This is a genomic window from uncultured Tateyamaria sp., assembly GCF_947503415.1.
Classification (GTDB): domain Bacteria; phylum Pseudomonadota; class Alphaproteobacteria; order Rhodobacterales; family Rhodobacteraceae; genus Tateyamaria.
The window spans coordinates 100,270-124,871 of record NZ_CANNDS010000002.1 but is presented as its reverse complement, the minus strand read 5'-3'; the positions used below and the strand labels follow the sequence as shown (position 1 = coordinate 124,871).

The following is a 24,602-nucleotide window of genomic DNA, read 5'->3' as shown; positions in this document are numbered from 1 at the left end:
TGATCAGCCAGCCCGCTTCAGGCGCATCATCAGCTGATTGCCCTGTTTGCGGGTTTCGACCCCTTTCAGGGCCTCGACCAGCGCCGACAGTTTTTTGTGGCCATAGGTCCGCGTGTCGAAATCGGGGTGCGCGTTCTGGATCGCCTGACCGATCTGACCCAGAGCATACCAGTCGTCTTCCTGGTCGATCTTGTCGATGGCCCCTTCGATCAGTGACAAGGCATCATCGGCTTTGGCGCGTCCCTTGGAGGGTTGCGGCTCGCCCACGAGGTTTTCGATCAGGATGAAGCGGTTGCAGACATTGCGCAGCGCTTCGGGGGCCTTCGCCTCGCCAATGCCGATGACGGTCAGGCCATCCTCGCGCAGGCGGTTGGCAAGGGCGGTGAAATCGCTGTCTGAGGACACGATGACAAATCCGTCAAAGCGCCGCCCGTGCAGGATGTCCATGGCGTCGATCACCAGTCCGATATCGCTGGCGTTCTTGCCGGTCGTGTTGGACGTGTCCTGATGCGCCACGAGACCCAGTTCAAGGATGCGTTCGGACCACGCCTTGAGCCTGCCGGACGTCCAGTCGCCATAGACGCGCCGCAGGGCCGGCTCGCCGATCGACGTCACCTCGCGCAGGATGGCGTCGGCAAATTTGGCGGGCACGTTGTCGGCGTCGATCAAAACGGCGAGCAGGGGGCGGTCACGGTCGGCCATCGGGCCTCCTTTTTGGGGTCACCGCTTGCGCGGCACGCCGTAGAGTTCAAGGCGGTGGCCGCGCAGTTCGTAGCCCAGCTTTTCGGCGATCTTTTCCTGAAGCGCTTCGATTTCGGCATCGACAAACTCGATCACCTCGCCCGAATTCATGTCGATCAGGTGGTCGTGGTGTTCGCGCTCCGCATCCTCGTACCTTGCGCGGCCATCGCCGAATTCCAGCTTGTCGAGAATGCCTGCCTCTTCAAACAGCTTCACCGTGCGGTAGACGGTCGCAATGGAAATGCCCGAATCTACCGCACTCGCCCGGTTGTAGAGTTCCTCGACGTCCGGATGATCATCCGACTCCTCCAACACTTGCGCGATCACCCGGCGCGGCTGGGTCATGCGCAGCCCCTTGGCTTCGCTGCGGTCGGTGATGGTGGCGCGTTTGGACGTCATGGTGGTGCGTTTAACGAAGGATCAGGGCAGGGGCAATTGCGGTTGACGCTGACATAGGATGGGTTCACTGGGGGCCATGAGCGATTTTGACATGATGAACCTGCCCGATGCGTTGGCGAAACGCGTGGCAGAGATGGGCCTGACCCAACCGACCCCTATTCAGGCGCAGGCGATCCCGCATGCGCTGAACGGGCGCGACGTGATGGGGCTGGCCCAGACCGGCACCGGCAAGACGGCCGCCTTTGGTATTCCGCTGATTGCGCGGCTGATGGAAGAGGGCGGCAAGGCGGCCCCCAAGACGGCGCGCTGTTTGATCCTGGCCCCGACGCGCGAACTGGCGGGGCAGATTGCGCAGGTGTTGCGTGCACTGACCCAGATGAAGGTGCAGATCGTCGTGGGGGGGGTCTCCATCAACCCGCAGATCCAGCGCCTGTCAAAGGGGGCGGATATTCTGGTGGCGACGCCGGGGCGTTTGCTGGACTTGGTGGAACGCAAGGCGGTGAAGCTGGACCAGACCGATTTTCTGGTGCTGGACGAGGCCGACCAGATGCTGGACCTGGGCTTTGTCCATGCGCTGCGCAAGATTGCGGCGCTGATGGGCGACGATCGCCAGACCATGCTGTTTTCCGCGACCATGCCCAAGCAGATGAACGAGATTGCGCAGTCGTACCTGCAAAACCCGATCCGGATCGAGGTGAACCCGCCGGGCAAGGCCGCCGACAAGATCACCCAAGGTGTGCACTTCATTGCCAAGGCCGAAAAGTCGGCGCTGTTGATTGAACTGCTTGACAAGCACCGGGAAAACCGGGCGCTGGTCTTTACCCGGACCAAGCATGGGGCGGACCGCTTGGCACGTGCGATTGAGCGCAAGGGTTTTGCCGTTGCCGCCATTCACGGCGACAAGCGGCAGGGCCAGCGCGAGCGGGCGTTGGCCGCGTTCAAGGCGCGCGAAGTGAGGGTGCTTGTGGCGACGGATGTGGCCGCACGCGGGCTGGATATCCCGGACGTGAAGTTCGTCTACAATTATGAACTACCGAATGTGCCCGAAGCCTATGTTCACCGCATTGGTCGGACGGCGCGGGCGGGTAAGGATGGCTCTGCCGTGGCGTTCTGTGCACCGGACGAGATGGATTATCTCAAGGACATCCAAAAGGTCATGAAGTTGACCATTCCGGTCACCTCTGGTCGGCCATGGGAACCGATGCCGGACCCGGATGCAAAGCCTGCGGGTGGCGGACGCGGTCGTGGTCGAGGCAGACCCGGTGGCAAGCCCGGAGGCGGACGTCCCGGCGCACCCGGCACGTCCAAACCGTCGAACAGACGTCGGCGCAAACCGAAGTCGAAGGGGCCGAGCACGTAGCGCGGCCCGTTCCACTCAGGCATATAAAGACGGCACGCCCAATTCACTGTGGATATTGTTGACGCTTGCCGCGTCCATTCCCAGCGCTTGCGCCAGGCCGTGCAAGTATTGCGCCTCGGCCTGTGAATCGAGATCTATCGCCAGGACTGACATCGCATAGACCTGTGGCCCCATGCCCTGCGGCACGTCCTGAGCAAGCCCGTTCACATCGACGCTACGCTGCATTTCGGTACGGACAAATGCAGCTTCCTCGGCATCCACATCACCGCCAAGCTGTCCCATCAGCTTTTCCTGTTCCGCGTCGTCCAGTTTGCCGTCGGACTTTGCAGCCTGAATCATGGCGCGCAGCATAAGGGCGGCGGCTGCCTCTTGATCTGCGGTGGGTTCAATCGGTTCGTCGGGCGTCTGATCAAAGTTCGAATTCAGGACCTGACCGAAGCTTGCGCCATTGTCGGCGGGACGAGACGCCATAGCCCCACCAAGTGCGCCCAGCAAACCGCCAGCACCCGCACCACCTGCAAGGCCGCCAAGCATGCCTTGCAAACCCTGACCTGACCCACCGGAGCCACCCAGACCTTCAAGCAAGCCACCAAGCCCGCCCATGCCACCTGCTGAACCGGCACCCTGCGCGCCACCCATCAAACCGCCGAGCATGTCTTGCAAGCCCGCGCCGCCTTGACCCTGACCGCCAGCCAAACCGCCCAGCAAACCGCCCAATCCGCCTCCAGCAGCCGCGCCACCGGCGCCGCCACGCTTTTGCATCATCGAGCTGGCACCCTTTGCCACAGCCACGCCGATGGCCACTTTGGCCAGTGTTTTCATCAAGCTCATCTTGTTTCTCCATCTCCCCGGGGAATCGCTGGAATGCAGCTTGGCACAGATCGTGGACCAAACGGGGGGGAATGTTTGCGCGCAATTGACATTGCCGGGCAAACCAGCCGTTCTGCGCTTATGCCTCGGAAGTCCCACATTGATCTGATTGGCGCCGTGGCGCTCACGCTGTTTTCGCTGAACCTTGGGTTCAATCAGGTGGTCATCAAGGTCGCCAACGAGGGCTTTCAACCGGTGTTCATGGCCGGGTTGCGGTCGCTTGGGGCGCTTGTGTTATTGGGCCTGTGGATGTGGGCGCGTGGTATCACGCTGCGCATGCCGGCCGAGGGACGCGTGGGCGGGATCGTTGCCGGGCTGCTCTTTGCCATCGAATTCATCTGCCTGTTTATTGCCCTTGATCTGACCAGCGTGGCGCGGACGTCGATCCTGTTTTATTCGATGCCGGTGTGGCTGGCGCTGGCGGCCCACGGGCTGATCCCGGGAGAGCGCCTGACAGGCGTGCGGCTGCTTGGCCTTGGCTTTGCCATGGGCGGTGTAGTATTGGCGCTGGCCGACCGTGATGCGGGGCAAGTCAGCCTCATGGGGGATGTGTTCGCCTTGGGGGCGGCGCTGTGCTGGGCGGGCATTGCACTGTGTGTGCGGGTTACGCCGCTGTCGCGCATTCCAGCAGAGCAACAGCTCTTTTGGCAGCTTCTGATCTCGGCCCCGGTATTGTTGGTTTTGGCCCCTGCTTTTGGACCGCTCTTGCGCGATCTGGAGGTGATCCATGTGGTTGGGCTTGCCTATCAGATCGTGTTTGTCGCCAGTTTTGGGTTCTTGTTCTGGTTCTTCCTGATGAAGATTTACCCCGCGTCGGGCGTGGCGTCCTTCAGCTTTCTGTCACCTGTTTTTGCCGTGGTACTGGGTTGGATCGTGCTGGGTGAGCAGTTGACCACGACCATTTGGCTGGCCCTTGGGCTGGTCGCCATCGGGCTGGTGCTGATCAACCGCCGTTAGGTGCCGCAGAAGGTGGCGGGTACGATTTCCTGTTGTGTTGGCGGGCGGTGCAAGTCGGTGTCGGTGGCTTGGTACGGTGTTGCAAGCGCCGTCATCAGGCGGTGGAAGGGGGCCATGTCGCCTGCCACTGCCGCGTCGATCATAGCTTCGATCCGGTGATTGCGGGGAATGATCTGCGGATTGGTGTGCGCCATGAGGGTGGGGTCGGGTGTGCGGACTTGCCAGCGCGTGTGCCACGTGTCGAAGGCGTCACGGTCTGTGAATTGATCGCGCGCAGTGTCCGTCGGCAAGGCGGCGAAGGTGTTCGTGAAGTCTGCGCCGTCGGTTTGCATGAGGCTTAGCAGGCCTTCGATCAGGGGTTGGTCATCCGGGGTGGCATCCGCCAGCCCGATCTTGGCCCCGAAACGGCGCAACCATGCGGCTTGCAACAGCTCTGGCATGGCGTGGACGATGGCTGTCGCGTCCTCGACTGCTTGTTCCTTGTCATCAAAAAGCTGGATCAACGCTGTCGCCAGTTGCGCCATGTTCCACACGGCGATGCGGGGTTGGTTGCCATAGGCATAGCGGCCCGTCTGATCGATGGAGGAGAACACGCGCCCTTCGTGATAGGCATCCATGAAGGCGCAGGGGCCGTAGTCGATTGTTTCGCCCGAGATGGTGCAGTTGTCGGTGTTCATGACGCCATGGATGAAACCCACGGACATCCATGCAGCGACCAGTTCGGCTTGGGCTGCGCAGACTGCCTTTAGCAATCCCATGGGTCCGTCAACATCCGGGTGGTGGCGCGCGATGGCGTAGTCAGTCAGGGTGCGCAATTCATCGATGTGACCGCGATGCGCAAAGATCTGGAACGTGCCGACGCGCAGGTGACTTGAGGCGATGCGCGTGAGGACAGCACCGGGCAGGGCGCCTTGTTCGCGGTAGACAGGCTCACCCGTCGCGACAGCGGCCAAAGCGCGGGTCGTTGGGATGCCAAGGGCGTGCATTGCTTCGCTCACCACATACTCGCGCAAGACCGGGCCCAACCAAGCGCGCCCATCGCCCATGCGAGAGTAGGGCGTCGGGCCGGACCCCTTGAGTTGGATATCGCGCCGTTTCCCGTGATGGTCGATCACTTCACCCAGCAGGATTGCCCGCCCGTCGCCAAGCTGGGGGTTGTAGTTGCCGAACTGGTGGCCTGCGTAAAGCTGGGCCAAAGGGGCCGCGCCGTCCGGCACGGTTGTGCCTGCAAACACGGTTGGGTCGGTGCCTTCGATGCGCAACTCGTCCGCCAGCGTCGTGTTCCAGGCGAGCATGTCCGCCCCTTTGACCGGGGTAGGGTTCAGGCGGGTGTAGAAACCACCGGGCAGGGTGGCGTAGCTGTTGTCGAAGGGAATGTGCAGGGTCATGGGCCTGACATAGGGTGGGGGCCGAGCCTTGGCTAGAGCATACGTGTCATCAGGTGGTAGCCGTCACGCAGCTTGAACCCGGCGCGGGTGTAGAGGCGTTGGGCCGTCACGTTATCAGCGCCGACTTCGAGATGCAGGGCTTTGACACCTGCCTCACCCAACGCGCGCGGCAGGGACAGCAGCACTTCGGTCGCGATCCCACGGCCACGCACGCCGGGGCGGATGAAAATCTCGTCCACGAAACCGTCCATGCCACCGAATTCGATGGACCACCCAAAGGTGATTACAACATAGCCTATCGGCGCACGTGGCGGACCGATCAAGTAGACTGCGCCATGGGGAATTCCGTCAAGCAAAGGTTGGATACCCGCACCCCGGGCATCGGAGGCCAGATCGATGCCTTCCTCGGCATGGAAGGCCGCAACCAGTGCGTCGAGCCGATCAAAATGCTCTGGCGTGGCAAGTGTAAGAACCGCGCTCACAATCGCGCCAGACGATCTGTCAGCAGGTCAAAGAAGCCATCCGCATCAATGCCGCCGATGAAGGTAGCGTTGGCGGGACGGTCCGTGACGCCCCACCAATCGGCAACGGTCATCCCCAATGTCAGCTCTGACGCGGTTTCAATCTCCACATTGATATGGCGTCCCGTGAACAGCTCTGGCTTGATCAAGTACGCCGTCACGCAAGGATCATGCAGTGGCGCCCCGGCTGAGCCGTATTTTTCCTTGTCGAAGCGTTCGAAGAAGTCGGTCATTTCAGCAACCGCAACACCAACCGGTGTGCCCAGAGCGCGGAAGCCATCGTTTCGCGGTTTTGTCACCAGCACCTTGTGGGTGACATCAAGCGGCATAACCACGATATTAACGCCGCTTTTAAAAATGATATCAGCGGCTTCCGGGTCGACATAGATGTTGAACTCGGCCGCCGGTGTTATATTGCCGACTTCGAAGTAGGCACCGCCCATCAGTACAATCTGCTGGACCTTCTCGACGATCTCCGGCGCGCGTTGAAACGCGGTTGCGATATTGGTCAGGGGACCAAGAGGACACAGCGTTACGGTGCCTGCATCTTCGTTGTTTAGCGTGTCGATGATGTAATCCACGGCATGCTGGTCTTGCAGCGGCATCGTGGGGTCGGGAAGGTCCGGCCCGTCCAAGCCGGTTTTGCCGTGAACATGCTCTGCCGTGACAAGGTCGCGACCCAGCGGGCGGTCACAACCTGCAAACACAGGAACGTCAACTTTGCCTGCCAACTCGCAGATTATGCGGGCATTTTTCGATGTCAGATCAAGTGGCACGTTGCCTGCGACAGCAGTAATGCCCAACACCTCGATTTCTTCCGGACTGGCCAAAGCCAGCAAGATTGCAACGGCATCGTCCTGACCGGGGTCGGTGTCGATGATGATCTTGCGCGGTGCCATGCTGCCTCCTGTTCGTGAGCCGCACCGTGGCCCCTTTGGCACCCCTTGTCCAGAAGCCGCGCTGTGCCGTGCGCAAAACCTTGCGTGACGCAGGCGCGCTGACGTAATGGCGATGATCATGGCTGACGCTCCGATCTATATTCATGCTGGCGCGCATCGCACCGGGACATCGTCCTTTCAGATGTGCCTGCACACCAACCGCGCGGTTCTTGACCGGGCCGGGTGGACAACCGGCTATCCCGGTCGCGACGGGATTCCGTCCGGCAACCTGGCGCTGCGTTTGCCGTCAGGTCACCGTGTGGATGCCGCGAGTGCGGCGGAAAAAGCGGCGGAATGCCTGAATGGGTACCGCGATGGCAGGCCGTTCATTCTGTCCGAAGAAAACATCCCCGGACGAATGTACGAATTCATGCAGGGCAAGTTCTATCCTTTTGCAGAAGCCCGCTGTGCCGCGTTGCGTGCGGCGTGGTCTGGACCTATTGCGCACCTGATGCTGGTTGTGCGCCCATATGATCAGATGTTTGTGTCCTCTTTTCGCAAGCGGGCCGAAGACAACGCGATGCCCGCCTTTGCGGATGTCCAGGCCGCCTACATGAACATCGACCGTGGCTGGCCAGAGCTTGTGACGCTGATGCATGACATTTTGCAGCCCGCGACAATGACTGTCGTTCCCTATGCGGTGCGCGGTACGAACGTTGATCTTTTAACCCGCCTTGTGCCCGAGGTGCACGAGTTGGACCTGCAGGAACCGGACCGCATCGTGAACCAAAGTGCGACCGACGCGGCACTCGAAGCACTTCAGGTCCGGTATCGGTCGGGTGAAACACTCGCCCGCGCTACATGGAAAGCGGTGATTGACGCACAGTCCAATGACACGAAATCGCGTGGTTTTGCGGCGTTTACAGAACTGGAAAGATCTGAACTTTCAGCTCGTTACGCCTCTGATTTGAAGCAGATTGAGTGGATGCCGGGTATCACGAGCCTTTAGCCTTTTCGTCGGCTTTCACCGCATCCCACAACGCATCCATTTCCGCCAGATCGCTGTCTTGCGGGCGCTTCCCCTGCGCTGCCAACGCGGCCTCAATCCCTTCAAACCTCCGGGTGAACTTGGCATTTGTCCGGCGCAGGGCTTCCTCGGGTTCGACGCCAAGGTGGCGGGCAAGGTTGGCAACGACAAACAAGAGGTCTCCCATCTCGTCCACCATTTCTTCGTGGCCCATGGTGTCGCGAGCCTCGACCAGTTCGGCAGCTTCTTCCTTGATCTTGTCCAGCACCTGCGTGGTTTGGGGCCAGTCAAAACCGACGCGCGCGGCACGCTTTTGCAGCTTTACGGCGCGCAACAAGGCAGGCAGGTTCATCGCCACGCCCTCCAACGCGCCTTTTTGCGCTTTGCCTGCGCGTTCCTTGGCCTTGATTGCTTCCCAATCGCGGGTTTGCTGATCGGCGGATTTTTCGCGCGACTCGTCTCCGAACACGTGCGGGTGTCGGTCCACCATCTTGTTCGAGATGTTCGTGACCACGGATTGGAAGCTGAAATGTCCGGCCTCTTCGCCCATGGCCGTGTGGTAGACCGATTGCAGCAGCAGGTCGCCCAGCTCGCCCTCAAGCTCAGCCCAATCCTGCCGCTCGATCGCGTCGGCCACTTCGTAGGCTTCCTCGATCGTGTAGGGCGCAATGGTTTTGAATGTCTGTTCGATGTCCCACGGGCAGCCTGTTTCCGGGTCCCGCAAACGGCGCATGATTTCCAACAGCCGTTCGATGCCCGCCGTTTGGTCGTGGATTAGCGCGTCACCCATTGCAGCCCCTCGCGGTTTCAGGTTTGCTGACATGTGACGCATCCCCGCTACAGGAGTCCACCCATGCCCATCATCAACCGCATTGGCGATCTTGCACCGGATATGGCGGCGTGGCGGCAGCATCTGCACACGATCCCGGAACTGTCCTTTGATTGCCCCAAGACATCCGCCTTTATCCTTGAACGATTGGCGGAGATTGGCGTGGACGAGGTGCATGATGGCATCGCCCAAACGGGCGTCGTGGCCATCATCAACGGGCAGGGGGATGGGCCAACCATTGGCTTGCGCGCCGACTTTGACGCGCTGCCGATTGAGGAAGAGACGGGGGTGCCTTACGCCTCGACCCATCCCGGCAAGATGCACGCGTGCGGACATGACGGGCACACAGCGATGCTGCTGGGGACAGCGAAGTATCTGACGGAGACGCGTAACTTCTCGGGCCGTGTCGCGCTGATCTTCCAACCGGCCGAGGAAGATGGCGGTGGCGGTGAGGTCATGGTGCAGGAAGGCATCATGGAGCGGTTTGGCATCGGCGAGGTCTATGCCATTCACAACGCGCCCGGCAAGGATTTCGGCAAGTTTCACACGCGTGGTGGGCCTATCATGGCAGCCGCCGACACGTTCCATATTCGCGTAACGGGCAAGGGCGGCCATGCAGCACGGCCTCATGACACGGTTGATCCGGTTGTGGCCGCTTGCGGCGTGGTGACAGCGCTGCAAACCATCGTCAGTCGCAACCACAAACCTTTGCAGCAACTGGTGATCTCGACCACGCAGATCCATACCGGGACGACCGACAACGTGATCCCCGAAACGGCCTATATCAACGGCACCATCCGCACCTTCGACAAGGATGTGCAGGCGATGGTCGTGCGCCGGATGAAAGAGGTCGTTGCCGGGACGGCGACGGCCTACGGGTGCGAGGCGGAATTGGACATTGATTTCGGCTATCCGCCCACGGTGAACGACGGGGACAAAGCCGCCTTTGCCGCTCAGATTGCAGCGGAAGTGTCGGGCGACGTGGGTGTTGAGGATGATGTCGAGCCTGTGATGGGGGCTGAGGACTTTTCATACATGCTTGAGGAACGGCCCGGGGCCTATCTGATGTTGGGGCAGGGTGACGGCGCAGGCGTTCATCATCCAAAATACAACTTTAACGACGAGATTGCGCCCATTGGGGCATCCTTCTTTGCGCGTCTGGTCGAGACAGCGCAGCCGGTGGCCCGCTGATGGCTCTTGAAGATGCCAAGACGCAGATGGACCACGCCTTTACCCGCGATGATCCGCGCGGGCCGTCGTTTGAGCTGACCTTTGGCGGGGCCACGTCATTCCTTCGGCGGCGCTATACCAAGGACCTGACGGGCGTGGATATCGCCGTGACGGGTGTGCCGTTTGATCAGGCGGTGACGAACCGGCCCGGCACGCGGTTGGGGCCACGCGCGATCCGCGAGGCATCCAGCCTGCAAGCGCCCGACGCGCCCTATGGTTGGCCCTTTGATGTACTGAGCGAGCGGGTGATTGTGGATTATGGCGATGTGGCCTTTGACTATGCCAACATCCCGGCCTTTCCGGACACGCTGACAGGGCATATTCGCGGTATCCTTCAGGCGGGGGCCGCGAGTGTTGTGTTGGGGGGCGATCACTACATCTCGTTCCCGATCCTTAAAGCCTATGCCGAAAAACATGGGCCCATGTCGCTGATCCAGATTGATGCGCACACCGATACGTGGGCCGATGATGATATGAGCCGCGTGGATCATGGCACCATGTTCTATAAGGCGGTGAAGTCGGGGATCGTCGATCCGTCCACGTCGGTGCAGATCGGGATCAGAACCACGAATGAAGATACGCTGGGCGTGAACATCATCGACGCGCCTGAATTCCACAGGATCGGTCCGGATATGGTTGCCAGCCGCGCCAAAGAGATCGTGGGCGATCGGCCAGTCTATCTGAGCTTTGACATCGACGGGCTGGACCCTGCCTTTGCCCCCGGTACCGGCACCCCAGTCTGGGGTGGGTTGTCGAGCGCGCAGGCGGCGGCGCTGCTGCGGGGTCTGGCTGGGATCAACATTCAAGGCGGTGACGTGGTCGAAGTCTCGCCCCCCTTTGACACGACAGGTGCCACGGCCATCGCGGGCGCCCATGTGGCGACCGAGATCTGCCAGCTTCTGGGATGGAGGATGCGCGGTGGCGCTTAAGAACCAGCCGCTCAGCGGCAACGACCTGGCGCGGTTCTCGGGTCCCAACACCTTTATGCGCCTGCCCTGCTCCAATGAGCTTCAAAAGCTGGATGTGGCCGTTATGGGCGTGCCCATGGACATTGGCACATCGTGGCGGTCGGGCACGCGGTTCGGCCCCAAACAGGTGCGCGCCGAATCTGCGATGATCCGCCCTTACAACTTGCAGACGGGGGCCGCTCCGTTCGACAGCTTGCAGGTCGCTGATATTGGCGATCTGGCGATCAATACGTTTTCACTGACGGACAGCTTGCGCATCATTGCAGAGAGTTACGACACGATCCTGGAATATGACGCTGTACCTATGGCAATCGGTGGCGATCATTCGATCACGCTCCCGATTCTGCGCGCCATTGCGAAACGACACGGACCCGTGGCCCTCGTCCATGTCGATGCACATGCCGATGTGAATGAAGAGATGTTCGGAGAGAAAGAGACCCACGGGACCGTTTTTCGTCGCGCCTATGACGAGGGGCTGATCCAACCTTCCAAGGTCTACCAAGTGGGGCTGCGTGGCACCGGCTATTCGGCCGAGGATTTCACGGAAGCCCAAGGCTGGGGCTTTCAACAATTCCTTGCGTCTGAATTTTGGGGGCGGGACCTCAGCCAGCTTGGTGCTGAAATCCGGCGGGATATCGGCGATGTGCCGACCTACATCACCTACGATATCGACAGCCTGGATCCGGCTTATGCTCCGGGCACGGGGACGCCCGAGATCGGCGGGTTGACGACGCCGCAAGCGATGCAGTTGATCCGCGCTCTCAAGGGACTGAACGTTATCGGTTGTGATCTGGTTGAAGTCTCGCCCCCCTACGATACATCGGGGAACACGGCACTGACGGGCGCAAACATCCTCTATGAGTTGCTGTGCATTTTGCCGGGCGTTGCCTATCGGTGATCCGATTGGCGGGTCAACACGCGACCAGACAAAGAGATCGGGATGAAGTTTGCCATGTACGTCGTTGTTTTAATTTGTGTAGTGGCAGTTGGTGTACTTGGTTTCGTACGGCTTGCCCCAAGTGATCCGGAACGCTGGCATGTATCGATAGCCGAGACGCAAAACCAGAACATGGTCGGGGGCGCGATCCGTGTGGCCGACGTGGAACGTGCGGCACTGGCGCGGGTCGATGCCGCTGCACGTGATCTGCCCCGAACACACGTGATCGCGGGATCGGTCGATGAGGGGCGTATTACCTACATCACCCGATCCAAGTGGATTGGCTTTCCGGATTACACGACGGTTGAGTATGGCGACGGGCTGCTGAAAATGTATGCCCGACTGCGCTTTGGCCGGTCAGATTTCGGCGTCAACCGCGAACGATTGGAGCGGTTGCTGGTCGCCGCCCAGAAGGGATGAACTAAGGCATCCTTCTTCGACCTCGCGCCACATGGGCGAGTTCAACGACATCTGGCATTGCGCCATGAACATACGGCCGTCGACCTGCAAACAGATCGTCTGGCCAAGCTCGATCCGTGCACCGGCCTTGTCCGTACAGTAACACTCGACCGTTTTGCCGGATGGGGATGTCACATCGGCCAACGCGGGGCTGGCCACCAACAGCGAAAGGATAATCATGCGTTTCATGGTCGGGAATATAGCATGAAGCGCCCCTTGACCAAAGACCCGGCTTGGATCAAACCCGCGTTATGATCCCTCAAGACCGCCTTATCCAGATCACCCAGCGCTTTCAGTATCTTGAGGCGGCGATGGCTGACGGGTCAGGCGACATTGCGACCCTTGCCAAGGAGTATTCCGACCTCAAGCCTGTGGTCGATCAAATCGCGGCATATCAGCAGATCGTAAACGACATGGAAGTGGCCGAAGCGATGTTGTCCGACCCTGATATGGCGGAACTGGCGGAAGAAGAATTGCCGCGGCTCAAGGCGGCACTTCCAGACGCAGAGGCCGCGTTGCAGTTGGCGCTGTTGCCGAAGGATGCCGCTGATGCCAAGCCCGCGATGCTGGAAATACGCCCGGGCACCGGCGGGGATGAGGCCGCGCTGTTCGCTGGCGATCTTTTGCGCATGTACCAGCGTTATGCAGAAGCCCGTGGTTGGAAGATCGAGATCATTGAGGAACAAGCCACCGAGCTGGGCGGCATCAAGGAGGTGGTTGCGCATATCAAGGGCGACAATGTCTTTGCGCGCATGAAGTATGAAAGCGGTGTGCACCGTGTGCAGCGGGTGCCGTCTACGGAGTCCGGTGGCCGCATCCATACATCTGCCGCGACTGTGGCCGTATTGCCGGAAGCCGAAGATGTAGATATCGACATTGCCCCCAATGATATTCGTATCGATACGATGAGATCCTCCGGGGCAGGGGGGCAGCACGTGAACACAACGGACAGTGCGGTGCGCATCACGCACCTACCGACCGGGATCGTTGTCACCAGTTCTGAAAAATCCCAGCATCGCAACCGAGAGATCGCAATGCAGGTCCTGCGCGCGCGGCTGTATGATCAGGAGCGTAACCGCGTGGACAGCGAACGCTCTGCCGACCGCGCCGCACAGGTGGGGTCCGGAGACCGGTCAGAGCGCATTCGCACCTATAATTTCCCGCAAGGTCGCATGACTGACCACCGGATCAACTTGACGCTCTACAAGCTGGATCAGGTCATGCAGGGGGACCTGGATGAGGTCATTGATGCGCTGACGGCAGATGCTCAGGCGCGGATGATGGCCGAAATGGGCACATGACGACCGCCGCTGAAGCCATGGTTGCCGCCACTGCGCGGCTGCGCGCTGCAGGTGTGCCGGACCCGGCGCGGGACGCGCGCATTTTGCTGGCGCACGCTGCACAGGTCGATGCGGCGCGGGTCACCCTGATTGCGCCCGAAGACATCGCGCCGGATATCGCAGACCGCTATGATCATTTGATCGCATTGCGCGCGGTGCGCGTGCCGGTCAGCCACCTGATTGGAGAGCGGGAGTTCTATGGTCGGCGGTTCAAGGTCAGCGCGGAGGTTCTGGATCCACGACCCGAGACTGAAACACTGGTCGAAGCCGCCCTGTCCGAGGATTTCGAACGCCTGCTTGACCTTGGCACCGGGTCTGGTTGTCTGCTGGTGACGCTGCTGGCAGAACGGAGCGATGCAAAGGGTGTCGGCATCGATTTGTCTGAGACGGCATGCCTGCAAGCCTCGGCCAATGCCGTGTTGCACAAGGTCGCGTCGCGCGCACAAATCCTGCAAGGCGACTGGTTTGATCCAGCCGAAGGTCGTTTTGATCTGATTGTCGCAAACCCACCTTACCTGTCGGCCTTCGAGATGGAGGAAGTGTCTCCTGAACTGCGTGACCATGAACCGCGCATGGCGCTGACAGACGAGGGGGATGGCCTGTCAGCTTACCGGATCATTGCGGATCAAGCCGGAAGTTACCTGACAGCCGAGGGCCGGGTCCTGTGCGAGATTGGCTCACAACAAGGGCCAGATGTTCGTGCGATTTTTGAACGTCGGGGATGGGGCACAGTGGACGTCATGCCCGACCTTGATGGCCGCGACCGTGTGGTTCTTGCGCGGAATCCGGCGTGATCTGATCAAAAATACCGAAAATGCCCCTTTAACCCTTGTCGTCGGGGCATGTCCGTGCTTATTCATTCCTCAGACGCCGATGTAGCGGCCCCGGCCAAGCGCCAGCGTCCCATCCACAAGATCGCCAAGAGACTGTGACACGCAACCAAGATGATGCGGCACGGGCGATCCAAAAGAATTATGCCAGAGAGCTGAACACATTCATGAAGTCTTCGAGATCACGGTCCCGGTCAAAGAACAACCGCAACCGCAATTCCGGTGGGGGTGGCGGTAACGTCGTCAACCGGGTGTTTGACAGTTCGGGTCCAGAGGGCAAGGTGCGCGGTACGCCGCAGCAAATCATAGACAAATACAACCAGTTGGCGCGTGATGCGCAATTGGCCGGGGATCGCGTCGCGACCGAGAACTTCCAGCAGCACGCGGAACATTACCTGCGCATGCTGAGCGAGGCGCAGCGCGAGATCGACGCGCGCCGGGAAGAACAGGACCGCCAGAACCGTGAACGTCAGGCTGAACGCGACCGTGAACGCGCGGCCCGGCAAGAACAGGAAGGCTCGCCGCGGCAGGAGCACGACGGCACTGCGGCTGATCCCGCTCAGGCCCCGCAGCCCGACGTGGTGGAAGCGGATGGGGACAGCGGTCTGGTGGAAACACCAGAGAGCCAGCCCAAGCCCAAACCAAAATCCACGCGCAGCCGGTCGCGCAAACCCAAGGCTGAGCCTGCACCCGAACAGGCCGATGCGCCGCAACCGGATGCTGATGGGTCTGCGCCGGAAGCTGCCGAATAAGATCAGTGCATTGCTGCGAACGGGCGTGCCAATGGCGCGCCCTTTTTCGTTCAGCCCTTCGCGACTTCACGTGCAAGGGCGCAGAAAGCTTCAATTGGAACCTGTTCGGCCCGGTCCGTGGGTTTGATGCCCGCGGCGATCAACCTGTCTTCGATATCGGGTGCCGTGCCTTTGAGCGCCGCCCGCAGCATCTTGCGGCGCTGATTGAATGCGGCAGCAACAACACGGCTGAGCACAGCCGGGTCAGCGTCAAACTTTGGTGCGGGAAGTGCTGTCAGATGCACAACCGCGCTTGATACCTTTGGCGGCGGCGTGAACGCGTCTGGCGGCAAGGACAGAACAATCCGCGCATCTGTACGCCATTGAGACAGCACGGCGAGGCGGCCATACGCCTTGGAGCCCGGCTGCGCCACGATGCGTTCTGCCACTTCGCGTTGGAACATCAGCGTCAGGGATTGCCAGAAGGGTGGCCATGTGGGCGGTGTCAGCCAGCGCACCAGCAATTCGGTTCCGACATTGTAGGGCAGGTTCGCTGCCACCCGGATCGGCGGTGTGAGGTGTTCCAGCGGGTCGATATCAAGCGCGTCCCCCTCGATGACCTGCAACTGACCCGGATAGCGGTCCGCGATCTCTGCCAGTGCGGGCAAGCAGCGCGCGTCTTTTTCGATGGCAAGCACCTTGCGTGCACCTTCGGACAAGAGGCCGCGTGTCAGACCGCCGGGGCCGGGGCCAATCTCCAGCACGTCCGTATCGCTCAGGTTGCCTGCTTGCCGTGCGATCTTGGCTGTCAGGTTCAGGTCCAACAGAAAGTTCTGGCCAAGCGATTTGCGTGCACTCAGCCCGTGCGCCGCAATGACGGCACGCAGAGGCGGCAGATCGTCGATGGCACTCATGTCTGCGTTGCCATCTTGTGCGCCAGCCTGATGGCTTCGATCATACTGGTCGGGTTGGCAATGCCACGTCCCGCAATGTCAAAGGCTGTGCCATGGTCCGGCGATGTGCGGATGATCGGTAATCCCAGGGTCACGTTCACGCCCCTGTCAAAGTCGAGGGTTTTGATCGGGATCAGCGCCTGGTCGTGATACATGCACACCGCGGCATCGTATCGGCTGCGAGCGGCGGCGTGGAACATCGTGTCCGCAGGCCATGGGCCGGTGACGTCCAGACCTTGTGCCGCCATGTCAGCGACAAGATCGGCAATCCATTCTGTCTCTTGTTTCCCCATGGCGCCCCCTTCGCCCGCATGGGGGTTCAAACCAGCGACGGCAATGCGGGGGGCGGACAGATGAAACTGGTCGCGTAATCCGTCTGCAGTAATCTCGATGGTCTCGCGCAGTAGGTCAGGGGTGAGCGTCGTAGAGACGTCTTCCAGCGCGATATGGATTGTTGTTGGCACGACCCGCAAGTTCTCTGACGCAAGCATCATCACGGCACGGGTCGCTTTGGTCAGCGCTGCGAGGTATTCGGTATGGCCGGGATAAGCAAAATCCGCTCCATCCATAAGCACTTTCTTGTGGATGGGGGCCGTGCAGAGCGCCGATGCCGCGCCCGTGCTTACGAGTTCTACGCCGCGCGCGATGACATCGATCACGCCTTGTGCATTTTCCGGGACAGGTTTTCCTGCTGTGACCGGCGCCGGGAAATCGTGGCGCAACACTGGCAGAGCATCGGCACCGATAGCATCGGCACAGTGTTCAACCTCGGTCCACGAAGTGCCATCCGGAAGATGCTTCGGGTCACCGATCCAGATCATGGGCACGTCGTGCCGCAACGCGTCCCACGCCTTTGCAGCGATTTCCGGGCCTATGCCCGCAGGTTCGCCACATGATATGGCGACGGGGGCTGCGGTCATTCGAAAATGCGCACGTCAGCTTCCGCGCGCAGATCCGCCAGCAGTGTTTCGGAGAATGCGTTCAGACGCTGGTTGCGCAGCTGGGTGGCGATGGCGTCCCGGTCGATGACCTGATCTTCCTCAAGCGCTGGCGTTCTGCCACACAGCATCAAAAGCACCAATGTGTTGCCGCCTGCACGGGTCAGCGCGGTCGACACCTCACCCGGATCCAGTTTTGCCAATTCGATGGCAATGTCGTCGGGAATTTCCTCTGGCGGCAGGCTGCCACGGTCCAGAACATTGTCGGGCTGACCCTTTGCAATTCCGAACAGGTCGTCGCAGCGGTCAACACGGGCCGAGATGGCGCGTGCACGTGCCAGCGCTTCGGGGGTGCGCCCGCCATCAATGTAGTAGGCCGCGTATTCAATAGCGGAAAAACTGCGCTGCGGCGCGGCCGTCTCGCGAATGTCGCGCAGCTGGAACAGGGCAACCGCATTCGGGATCTGCAATGGTGCAGTTACCTGACCCGGGCCAAGCGCCAGCAAAAGAGGGCGCAGGACCGGGGGCAATTCGCTGATCGGGGTCCACGGCAGCCGACCACCGGCACCACGAGATGCGGTGGCCGAAAAACGGCGCGCGAAATCCGAAAACTCGGCTTCTGTTGTGGCTTGTGAAATCGCTTCTGCTTGCTCAAGTACCTGCTCGGCCCGAGGGGGTGGGGCAGGGATGATAATCTCGGACACAAGCACTTCGATGCCCGAGTTGCCACGGGCGGAATCCACTGCGCGGTCCACTTCGCGATCATCGACGCGGACGCGGTTGCCGAAACGGGCACGGATGTAGTCGCGCCAAACAATCGAGACATTTACGAAATCTCGGAAGGTCTCTTCCGCGATGCCTTCGCTTGCCAACCCTTCGACGAACTCTTCGGTCGACAATTGCGCGCGGGCCGCAAAGTCACTGAGACCCTGCGCCAGTTCATCGGGGCCAAGTACGATGCCCGACTGTCGCGTTTCATCTTCACGCAAGCGGTCGCGGATCAATTCCTCTATCACCTCGCTCCGGCTTGAGCCGCTGGCACCGAGCACACGCAAAAAGCGCTGCCGCTGTTGCACTTCGAATTCAGTGATGATGCGCTGGTCAACTTGCGCAACGGGAGCAAAAAGATCCTGTGCCGAAACCTGAAACGAGCACAGCGCCAACGCGCATGCTGCGATCATGGTTTTTCTGAATGTCGTACCGCTCATTTCGCCTGCTTTCCGCATGATCGTGTTTCCACCCGGTCGCCGGTATTCACCGAAAACCCGCGCAAGGACACTGTTAACCCCAGACTGGTGGAGGGCTCAAGTGTTGTCGAGTCCGCGAAGCTGCGATTGACCGACAGACCCACGCGCACGCACTCGTTGCTATATGCAATCCCGGCGCCCGCTGTTGCTGCGCGCCCTTCTTCAAGGTCGTAGCGCCAGTTTGCGCTGGCTGTCCAGAACCGGTCGATCTTGTAGCTGCCGTCAAAGGTGAACTCACCAATAGGCGACGGCAATTCGATGGCCGGATCTTCGGAGATCCAGATATAGCTGCCGCTGATGTCCAGGCTTGCATTGCTCCAGTCTCCGCGCACTTCGGCTTTCGAAACGTCAAAGCTGTCGTTGAACAGGGTGCGTCCGGATACGGCAAGGCCGCCGTCAAATTCCAGTTGCCCTGCGAGAAGGAAGTCCGACGCCGTGCCCGACAGACCGGAGGTGTCATTGAAGTCCGGTTGCGCGTCCTGTCGCAAAACCTGCGCCACGGTCAGGCTGGCTGACCATCCATCGGGATCAAGCCGCGCCCACGTGCCACCATATGCAAACGCCCAGCCGCGTTCGCGTCGGTCCGGGGCTGGAAAACGGCTGAGCGACAGCAAATTGCCTTCGTCAAATTCGACGCGCGTGCTCTCGTCATTCGGTACATCCAGACCATCGCCGCCCGTCCACGCGAATTGCGCTATCGGCTCAATGAATTGCCGAACGCCGTTGTCGCCGCGCTTGACCAACGGATAGCGCAAGGTGATCCCGGCCTTCGGTGCAAGCCCGCTGTCACCGTCGTCAAATGTCGCATCATCGCTGACACGGATGACATCGCCTGCGATGCCCAGCTCAGTCTGCATCTGCAGCCCGCCGAATTGGAAGGTTCGCAGCCATCCCGCCTCCACATTGAAACGCAGGACGTCGCGCCCATCCACAACCCCGTCGCCATCGGCGTCAAAGTTCACGTTCGATTGGCGTTCATGAGCATGTGCTTCAGCGGACAAGCGGATTTCGCCACCAATCACGCTGGGGTGGAATCGCCGTTCGTACAGGGCATCGACAACGTCCGATGGCAAAAGGTCATCGTCTTCATCATCCCGCAGCGATTTGAAGTTGATGTACGACAACCGAATGAATTCGTCCCGGCGCGTGCGGCTTAACTGGATTGTACTGTCCAGGCGGTCTTTGCCGAAGAAGCCGTAATCATTCAAATATGCATCGTCCGAAACCGACTCGAGATCAAATTCGAGTACAAAACCACGGTTCAGTGCGAACTCCCCAGCGGCAAAAAGGTAGCCGCGGGTGTCATCCGGTTGCAGGTCATCATCGGAATAAGCGCCCTGTATGATGATCCGTCCCCGTTTGAAGGCCTGGCGATACCTGAACTCCAATGTCCGTGTGTCACCCGTTACGTAGGGGGTCAACGTCAGGTCCCGGTGGTCGCCGATCTTGATGAAATACGGCACGCGCAAGCCGGTGCCCAAACGCGAGTTCGACCGGATTTCAGGAATGAGAAACCCAGTGGCACGGTCGAGTGTCGGATCAGGAAGGCGAAGCCGGGGCAGATAAAGGATCGGAGTGTTTCGAATGCGCAGCTGTGCGCCGTCAAAGTAAAGCTGTCGCGCTTCGCGATCGTGCACGACGCGCTTGGCGCGAATCTGCCAGAGCGGCGGGCTCGGGTCGTTTTCGCATATGCGGCACGAGGTGACGGCTGTTTTGTAAAGCTGGGTGTAACGCCCCCCAACGCGGTTCATCTGCACAGATGCCAGTTGCAACTGATCGTTCAGCACCAAACGGGCACCGGTCAGCAGGCCGTCCTGAAGGTCTTGGCTCAGTTCGGCCTGGCTGGCCAGAATGACGATGCCTGCACCGTCATCGAGCACAATGGGACCGGTGATCGTCAGGGCACCGGTGTCTGGATTGTACTCGATGGCCTGCGCGCTTAGCCGCGTCGTGCCTTGAAACGCTTCAACGTTGCCGCGTGCCACCAAACGGCGGTCGCGCGTCACCTCGATATCGTCTGCAACCAAAACTGCGGGGGCTGGTTCATCTGGCGGTACATCGGGTTGCGCCTGCGCATGGGCATATCCCGTCCATACAATCGCGCAGGCAATAAAAAGTAGGTGTCGCAGGACCAGTCGCATGTCAGCCATCTTCTGCCTGCAACAAAAGTCCAAGTGCCAAGAGAATGGATGCAACCGGAGGCGCCCACGCGGCAAGCAGCACCGGAATCTGGCCGTTCTCGCCCAATATCTGTGCAAAGCTACGGATGAAATACAACCCAAACCCCAGCAACACTGCCGCCAGCACCGCCGTGCCGGTTCCCCCAAATCTGGTATGCCGCATCGTAAAGGCGGCGGCAACAAGAACCATCCCCATCAGAAAGATCGGGCGTGCCAATTCCGATTGCAGCCACACCACATGCTTGCGGGCCGAAAAACCGGCCTGCTCCAACTGCGTGATAAATTCTGGCATGTCCCAGATCGACACACCGGCGGGTGTACCCAGACGCTCTCGTATCCCGTCGAGCGTGAGGGTGGAGGGGATCTCCAGCACGTCATGTTGCACGGAATTGGCCTCAGGGTTCAGTCCGGTGGTCAACGGCCACGCCTTGGCGTTGCGCAGGGACCAGGCACCGTCCTGCAAGGCGGCACTGGCTGCTTCGATCCGGCGCACCGGGCCGCCATTTGGTGCGTAGGCAATAAAGGTGACGCCATAAAGAACCGAAGCGTCCGCGTTGGAACGCGTCGCCCGGATCACCGTTTGCCCGGTCTCACCTCCCTGACGAAGCCACAGCCCTTCTTCGGAAATGGACACCGCTGATACGCCACCGGAGCGGTAGGTCTCGGCCAGTGTTGCGTATTGCTTGGATGTCGCGGCCACGATGGGCCCAAGGGTGGTGGTCGCAAGAACACCCAAGACCAGCGACACCACGACAGGCCCCACCAGCGCACGAATGGCAGATCGTCCGGCGGCCCGCGTGACGACCAGTTCAGAGGACCGTGCAAGCGACACAAAAAGTGCGACTGTGCCGAGGATCATGATCAATGGCAGGATCTGGTTCAGCGTTTCGGGAACATTCAAAAGGGTCAGAACAACGCGCTGCCCGAACCCGACACCATAATCGGCGAACTTTCGGGTCTGATCGATGAGATCCACCAGCATGACCAGAGCCGCCAGGATCGCCGCGATTGACAGGATCGCGAGCGCAAACCGGCGCGCGAAATACATATGGAGGATCATGCCGCGCTCCTCCGCCATCGTCGCAGGCGAGCGCCGCCGCCAGAGGCATACCAGAGCAGCCCGGATGTCAGCAACAATCCTATGATCGACGGCAGATAGAGGATCGGCCACAGTCGCGCGTCCGCAAGAACTGGACCAGACAGCGCACTGCGCATGCCGTCCAGCGCGATAAGGATGAGAAATGCAATCACGACTTCGCGCCATACGCCAAAGCGGGAATAGCCCCCCACGAGCAGTGTGGCGAACCCGATCATCGCCGTGACAAAGCAAAAGGCCGCCCGCGCAAACCGGCTGTGCAACTCTTCGGCCACGGCGCCAACTGTTGAGCCAGTATCGCGCGCGACTTGCTCCCATTCCGTCATCAACGCATCGGTCCGCAGGTATTGCAAAGATGGCGCGATCTGATCGTCGGTTTCCATCAGAGGCGAAATATCGAAGGAAAAATCCTGAAACTTGCCGGTCGATAGCCGGTTGTCGGAAATCGCAAGGCGCTGCGCCAAGCCGTCAATCATAATGAGCGAGGTGCCGTCGCCATTGCGCACAAGGTATGCTTCGGCCGCCGTGTAGATGACCCGTTCTTCCGGCGCGCGACGATCGGCCAGAAACACGTCCTTCAAAACGCCGTCTTCACCAATTGCACGGGTATAGAACGTCACGCCTTTTGTGGGGCTGAGAAAGGTTCCCTCTGTCAGCAGGCGTGAGGTCACGTTGCGGGAGATTTCGACCTCTCGCTCTGACAGTTGCTCGCTGGCGGCAGGAACCAGAATGTGGCTCAGGACCGACATCATGAGCGCGGAGATGATCCCGAACACGGCAACGGGTCGCGCCAGACGCCACGGGGACGAGCCCGTGGACATCATCACTGTCAACTCGCTTTCATTGTTCAGCCTGTTTGTCACGTAAACGGCCGCTGCAAAGGTGGCGATAGGCAGGACCGTGGTGATCAGCCGTGGCAAGCCAAGCGCAGAGAATTCAAGAAACACCAACGCCGTTTGTCCGTCGCCGATCAGGCGGTCAAACAATTGCACAGCGCGATTGATCCAGAACACGGCAACCAGAACCAGTGCAAAGAACCCAAACAGCCACAGGAGCTGTGACAACATATAGCGGTCAAATCTGACCAATGGGCCCCCCGGTTGTGTCTTGCGTGCGATTTGGGACGCGGCAGCGTTGGTCGCGAACCTACCCCAAGGCGGGGCCGGGGAAAACTCCTAAACTGTCCAATGTGCTGGTCAGTTGGTCGGGGGCGCGTTACGTCTAGGCCAAACTGAACTCCGGAGCATGCCATGACCAACCTGACCCCCGTCACCTTCACTGCCACAGACCTTGATGCGCTTGCCGGGCACGAGGGCCGTGTGGCCGTGATCGTTTCGCCCGAGGGCAAGCTGGAACAGAGCGCACGCCGCGCGAACCGTCTGACAAAAGGGGCCGTACAGCGCTTTGTCGACAGCGAAGGGTTCGAAAAGGTGAAGGCCGGTCAGGTGACAACGTTCGCCTGGCCCGTTGGGATGGCGGCAGAAGCGCTTGATGTGATCTGTCTGCCGCGCAACCACTCGGTCGAGGATGCGCGCAAGGCGGGGGCCGCGTTGGGCAAGGTGCGGGGAGGCAAGGCGGTTCTGCTGGCCGCTGACGGTGCGCGGCGCATTGCCGACGTTGCCTTCGGCCTTGTGATGCGGGACTACGACTTTTCCGCTCATAAGACGGACGCGGAAGACAATGAGACCGGCGTGACGGTCATGTGCTCGAAACCCGAAGACGCTGAAATCGCTGCAGGCCCGTTGATGGCGATTGCTGACGGCGCTTTCATGACCCGCGATCTGGTGAATGAACCCGCCAACGTGTTGACCACGACCGAGTTCGCCAATCGTCTGGCCGAAATGAAGGATCTGGGCCTTGAGGTCGAAGTCCTGGAAGAGGCCGATCTGGAGAAGTTGGGCATGCGCACGCTGTTGTCCGTGGGGCAGGGATCGGACAGCCCGTCGAAGGTCGTCGTCATGCAGTGGAATGGCGGCGCCAAGGATGCGGCACCGTTGGCGCTGGTGGGCAAGGGTGTAGTCTTTGACACCGGCGGCATCAGCCTGAAGCCCGCAGGTGGCATGGAAGACATGACCATGGATATGGGCGGTGCCGGCGTTGTCGCGGGCACGATGCGCGCCATCGCCAAGCGCAAGGCAAAGGCGAATGTTGTGGGTCTTGTTGGACTTGTCGAGAATATGCCGTCCGGCAATGCGACCCGTCCGGGCGACGTGGTGACATCCATGAAGGGCGACACGGTCGAGATCATCAACACCGACGCCGAAGGGCGTTTGGTGCTGTGTGACGTGATGTGGTATGCGCAAGAGAGGTTCGAGCCTGCTGGAATGGTCGATCTGGCAACACTCACCGGCGCGATCATCATTGGTCTGGGGCACGAGAATGCGGGTGTGTTTTCCAATAATGACGACTTCTGCAATGCTTTCCTGAAGGCGGCAGAGAAAGAGCATGAGGGTGCATGGCGCATGCCGTTGGGCAAAGCCTATGACGATCTGCTCAAGTCACGGATTGCGGATATGAAGAATATTGGTGGCCGTCCGGCCGGGTCTGTGACGGCGGCACAGTTTTTGCAGCGCTTTGTAAAGGACGAAACGCCGTGGATCCATCTGGACATCGCTGGCGTGGCGTCGGTCAAGTCTTCGACCGCTCTTGCGCCTGCGGGCGCCACTGGGTGGGGTGTCATGGCCCTGAACCGGCTGGTGGCAGACGGATACGAGACGGAGTGA

At 60.5% G+C, this 24,602-nt stretch carries 25 protein-coding genes; 11 read left to right on the top strand and 14 right to left on the bottom strand.

Features of this window, described 5'->3' with window-relative positions; all coding sequences use genetic code 11:
• Positions 1-3: 3 nt before the first annotated feature.
• Entirely contained in the window at positions 4-702 is a 699-nt protein-coding gene (locus Q1A32_RS11755) for an NYN domain-containing protein (protein WP_299614434.1), read from the bottom strand.
• Positions 703-720: 18 nt separating this feature from the next.
• Positions 721-1,140: a Fur family transcriptional regulator gene (locus Q1A32_RS11750; RefSeq protein WP_299614435.1), complete on the bottom strand. Its 420-nt coding sequence runs from the start codon at positions 1,138-1,140 to the stop codon at positions 721-723.
• A 76-nt stretch (positions 1,141-1,216) separates the two neighbouring features.
• Between Q1A32_RS11750 and Q1A32_RS11745 the strand changes: the two genes are divergently transcribed.
• On the top strand, positions 1,217-2,500 hold the full coding sequence (locus tag Q1A32_RS11745) for a DEAD/DEAH box helicase (protein ID WP_299614436.1): 1,284 nt from the start codon (positions 1,217-1,219) through the stop codon (positions 2,498-2,500).
• 15 nt (positions 2,501-2,515) lie between these two features.
• On the opposite strand, the gene Q1A32_RS11740 is transcribed toward Q1A32_RS11745, so the two are convergent.
• A complete protein-coding gene (locus Q1A32_RS11740; protein ID WP_299653247.1) occupies positions 2,516-3,331 on the bottom strand; it encodes a tellurite resistance TerB family protein in 816 nt (271 codons plus the stop codon).
• A 120-nt stretch (positions 3,332-3,451) separates the two neighbouring features.
• Between Q1A32_RS11740 and Q1A32_RS11735 the strand changes: the two genes are divergently transcribed.
• A complete protein-coding gene (locus Q1A32_RS11735) occupies positions 3,452-4,327 on the top strand; it encodes a DMT family transporter (RefSeq protein ID WP_299655569.1) in 876 nt (291 codons plus the stop codon).
• Here the strand turns inward: Q1A32_RS11735 and Q1A32_RS11730 are convergent.
• From Q1A32_RS11730 to Q1A32_RS11720, 3 genes are read right to left on the bottom strand one after another with little or no spacing between them, the layout of a single operon-like run.
• A complete protein-coding gene (locus tag Q1A32_RS11730) occupies positions 4,324-5,715 on the bottom strand; it encodes a YdiU family protein (RefSeq protein ID WP_299653244.1) in 1,392 nt (463 codons plus the stop codon). The two genes, Q1A32_RS11735 and Q1A32_RS11730, sit on opposite strands and share 4 nt — an antisense overlap.
• Positions 5,716-5,747: 32 nt before the next feature.
• Entirely contained in the window at positions 5,748-6,197 is a 450-nt protein-coding gene (locus tag Q1A32_RS11725) for an N-acetyltransferase (RefSeq protein WP_299653242.1), read from the bottom strand.
• On the bottom strand, positions 6,194-7,135 hold the full coding sequence (locus tag Q1A32_RS11720; RefSeq protein WP_299653239.1) for a nucleoside hydrolase: 942 nt from the start codon (positions 7,133-7,135) through the stop codon (positions 6,194-6,196). The genes Q1A32_RS11725 and Q1A32_RS11720 overlap by 4 nt, the downstream gene beginning before the upstream one ends.
• A gap of 118 nt (positions 7,136-7,253) precedes the next feature.
• Here Q1A32_RS11720 and Q1A32_RS11715 point away from each other — a divergent pair, with 118 nt between their 5' ends.
• Entirely contained in the window at positions 7,254-8,123 is an 870-nt protein-coding gene (locus Q1A32_RS11715) for a hypothetical protein (RefSeq protein ID WP_299653236.1), read from the top strand.
• On the opposite strand, the gene mazG is transcribed toward Q1A32_RS11715, so the two are convergent.
• Positions 8,110-8,931, bottom strand: coding sequence for a nucleoside triphosphate pyrophosphohydrolase (gene mazG / locus Q1A32_RS11710; protein ID WP_299653233.1), 822 nt, complete (start codon positions 8,929-8,931; stop codon positions 8,110-8,112). The two genes, Q1A32_RS11715 and mazG, sit on opposite strands and share 14 nt — an antisense overlap.
• Before the next feature lie 63 nt (positions 8,932-8,994).
• On the opposite strand from mazG, the gene Q1A32_RS11705 reads away from it, so the two are divergent.
• From Q1A32_RS11705 to Q1A32_RS11690, 4 genes are read left to right on the top strand one after another with little or no spacing between them, the layout of a single operon-like run.
• On the top strand, positions 8,995-10,161 hold the full coding sequence (locus tag Q1A32_RS11705) for a M20 aminoacylase family protein (RefSeq protein WP_299653230.1): 1,167 nt from the start codon (positions 8,995-8,997) through the stop codon (positions 10,159-10,161).
• Positions 10,161-11,129, top strand: a complete 969-nt coding sequence (speB, locus tag Q1A32_RS11700) for an agmatinase (RefSeq protein ID WP_299653227.1) — start codon at positions 10,161-10,163, stop codon at positions 11,127-11,129. Before Q1A32_RS11705 ends, speB (Q1A32_RS11700) begins: the two co-directional genes overlap by 1 nt.
• On the top strand, positions 11,119-12,066 hold the full coding sequence (gene speB / locus Q1A32_RS11695) for an agmatinase (RefSeq protein ID WP_299653223.1): 948 nt from the start codon (positions 11,119-11,121) through the stop codon (positions 12,064-12,066). The genes speB (Q1A32_RS11700) and speB (Q1A32_RS11695) overlap by 11 nt, the downstream gene beginning before the upstream one ends.
• Positions 12,067-12,108: 42 nt before the next feature.
• Positions 12,109-12,525, top strand: coding sequence for a DUF1499 domain-containing protein (locus Q1A32_RS11690; RefSeq protein WP_299653220.1), 417 nt, complete (start codon positions 12,109-12,111; stop codon positions 12,523-12,525).
• Here the strand turns inward: Q1A32_RS11690 and Q1A32_RS11685 are convergent.
• Positions 12,463-12,753, bottom strand: a complete 291-nt coding sequence (locus tag Q1A32_RS11685; protein WP_299614447.1) for a hypothetical protein — start codon at positions 12,751-12,753, stop codon at positions 12,463-12,465. The two genes, Q1A32_RS11690 and Q1A32_RS11685, sit on opposite strands and share 63 nt — an antisense overlap.
• 62 nt (positions 12,754-12,815) lie before the next feature.
• Here Q1A32_RS11685 and prfA point away from each other — a divergent pair, with 62 nt between their 5' ends.
• The 3 genes from prfA to Q1A32_RS11670 all read left to right on the top strand — a co-directional run bounded on the left by prfA (position 12,816) and on the right by Q1A32_RS11670 (position 15,486).
• Complete coding sequence (gene prfA / locus Q1A32_RS11680; RefSeq protein WP_299653218.1) at positions 12,816-13,865, top strand: peptide chain release factor 1; 1,050 nt, start codon at positions 12,816-12,818, stop codon at positions 13,863-13,865.
• Complete coding sequence (gene prmC, locus Q1A32_RS11675; RefSeq protein ID WP_299653215.1) at positions 13,862-14,698, top strand: peptide chain release factor N(5)-glutamine methyltransferase; 837 nt, start codon at positions 13,862-13,864, stop codon at positions 14,696-14,698. Before prfA ends, prmC begins: the two co-directional genes overlap by 4 nt.
• A gap of 203 nt (positions 14,699-14,901) precedes the next feature.
• A complete protein-coding gene (locus tag Q1A32_RS11670) occupies positions 14,902-15,486 on the top strand; it encodes a DUF4167 domain-containing protein (protein ID WP_299614570.1) in 585 nt (194 codons plus the stop codon).
• A 50-nt stretch (positions 15,487-15,536) separates the two neighbouring features.
• On the opposite strand, the gene rsmA is transcribed toward Q1A32_RS11670, so the two are convergent.
• The 6 genes from rsmA to lptF are packed head-to-tail and all read right to left on the bottom strand — an operon-like array spanning position 15,537 to position 22,946.
• Positions 15,537-16,379, bottom strand: a complete 843-nt coding sequence (gene rsmA, locus Q1A32_RS11665) for a 16S rRNA (adenine(1518)-N(6)/adenine(1519)-N(6))-dimethyltransferase RsmA (RefSeq protein ID WP_299653212.1) — start codon at positions 16,377-16,379, stop codon at positions 15,537-15,539.
• Positions 16,376-17,338 carry a 4-hydroxythreonine-4-phosphate dehydrogenase PdxA gene (pdxA, locus tag Q1A32_RS11660; protein WP_299653209.1) on the bottom strand — a complete coding sequence of 321 codons (963 nt, stop codon included), beginning with the start codon at positions 17,336-17,338 and terminating at the stop codon, positions 16,376-16,378. Before pdxA ends, rsmA begins: the two co-directional genes overlap by 4 nt.
• Positions 17,335-18,564 carry a peptidylprolyl isomerase gene (locus Q1A32_RS11655; RefSeq protein WP_299653206.1) on the bottom strand — a complete coding sequence of 410 codons (1,230 nt, stop codon included), beginning with the start codon at positions 18,562-18,564 and terminating at the stop codon, positions 17,335-17,337. The genes pdxA and Q1A32_RS11655 overlap by 4 nt, the downstream gene beginning before the upstream one ends.
• Positions 18,561-20,753 (bottom strand): LPS-assembly protein LptD, encoded by a 2,193-nt coding sequence (locus Q1A32_RS11650; protein ID WP_299653202.1) that lies wholly within the window; start codon positions 20,751-20,753, stop codon positions 18,561-18,563. The genes Q1A32_RS11655 and Q1A32_RS11650 overlap by 4 nt, the downstream gene beginning before the upstream one ends.
• Positions 20,746-21,843: an LPS export ABC transporter permease LptG gene (gene lptG, locus Q1A32_RS11645; protein WP_299614454.1), complete on the bottom strand. Its 1,098-nt coding sequence runs from the start codon at positions 21,841-21,843 to the stop codon at positions 20,746-20,748. The genes Q1A32_RS11650 and lptG overlap by 8 nt, the downstream gene beginning before the upstream one ends.
• Positions 21,840-22,946, bottom strand: a complete 1,107-nt coding sequence (gene lptF, locus Q1A32_RS11640; protein WP_366141229.1) for an LPS export ABC transporter permease LptF — start codon at positions 22,944-22,946, stop codon at positions 21,840-21,842. The genes lptG and lptF overlap by 4 nt, the downstream gene beginning before the upstream one ends.
• Before the next feature lie 183 nt (positions 22,947-23,129).
• On the opposite strand from lptF, the gene Q1A32_RS11635 reads away from it, so the two are divergent.
• A complete protein-coding gene (locus Q1A32_RS11635; protein ID WP_299653196.1) occupies positions 23,130-24,602 on the top strand; it encodes a leucyl aminopeptidase in 1,473 nt (490 codons plus the stop codon).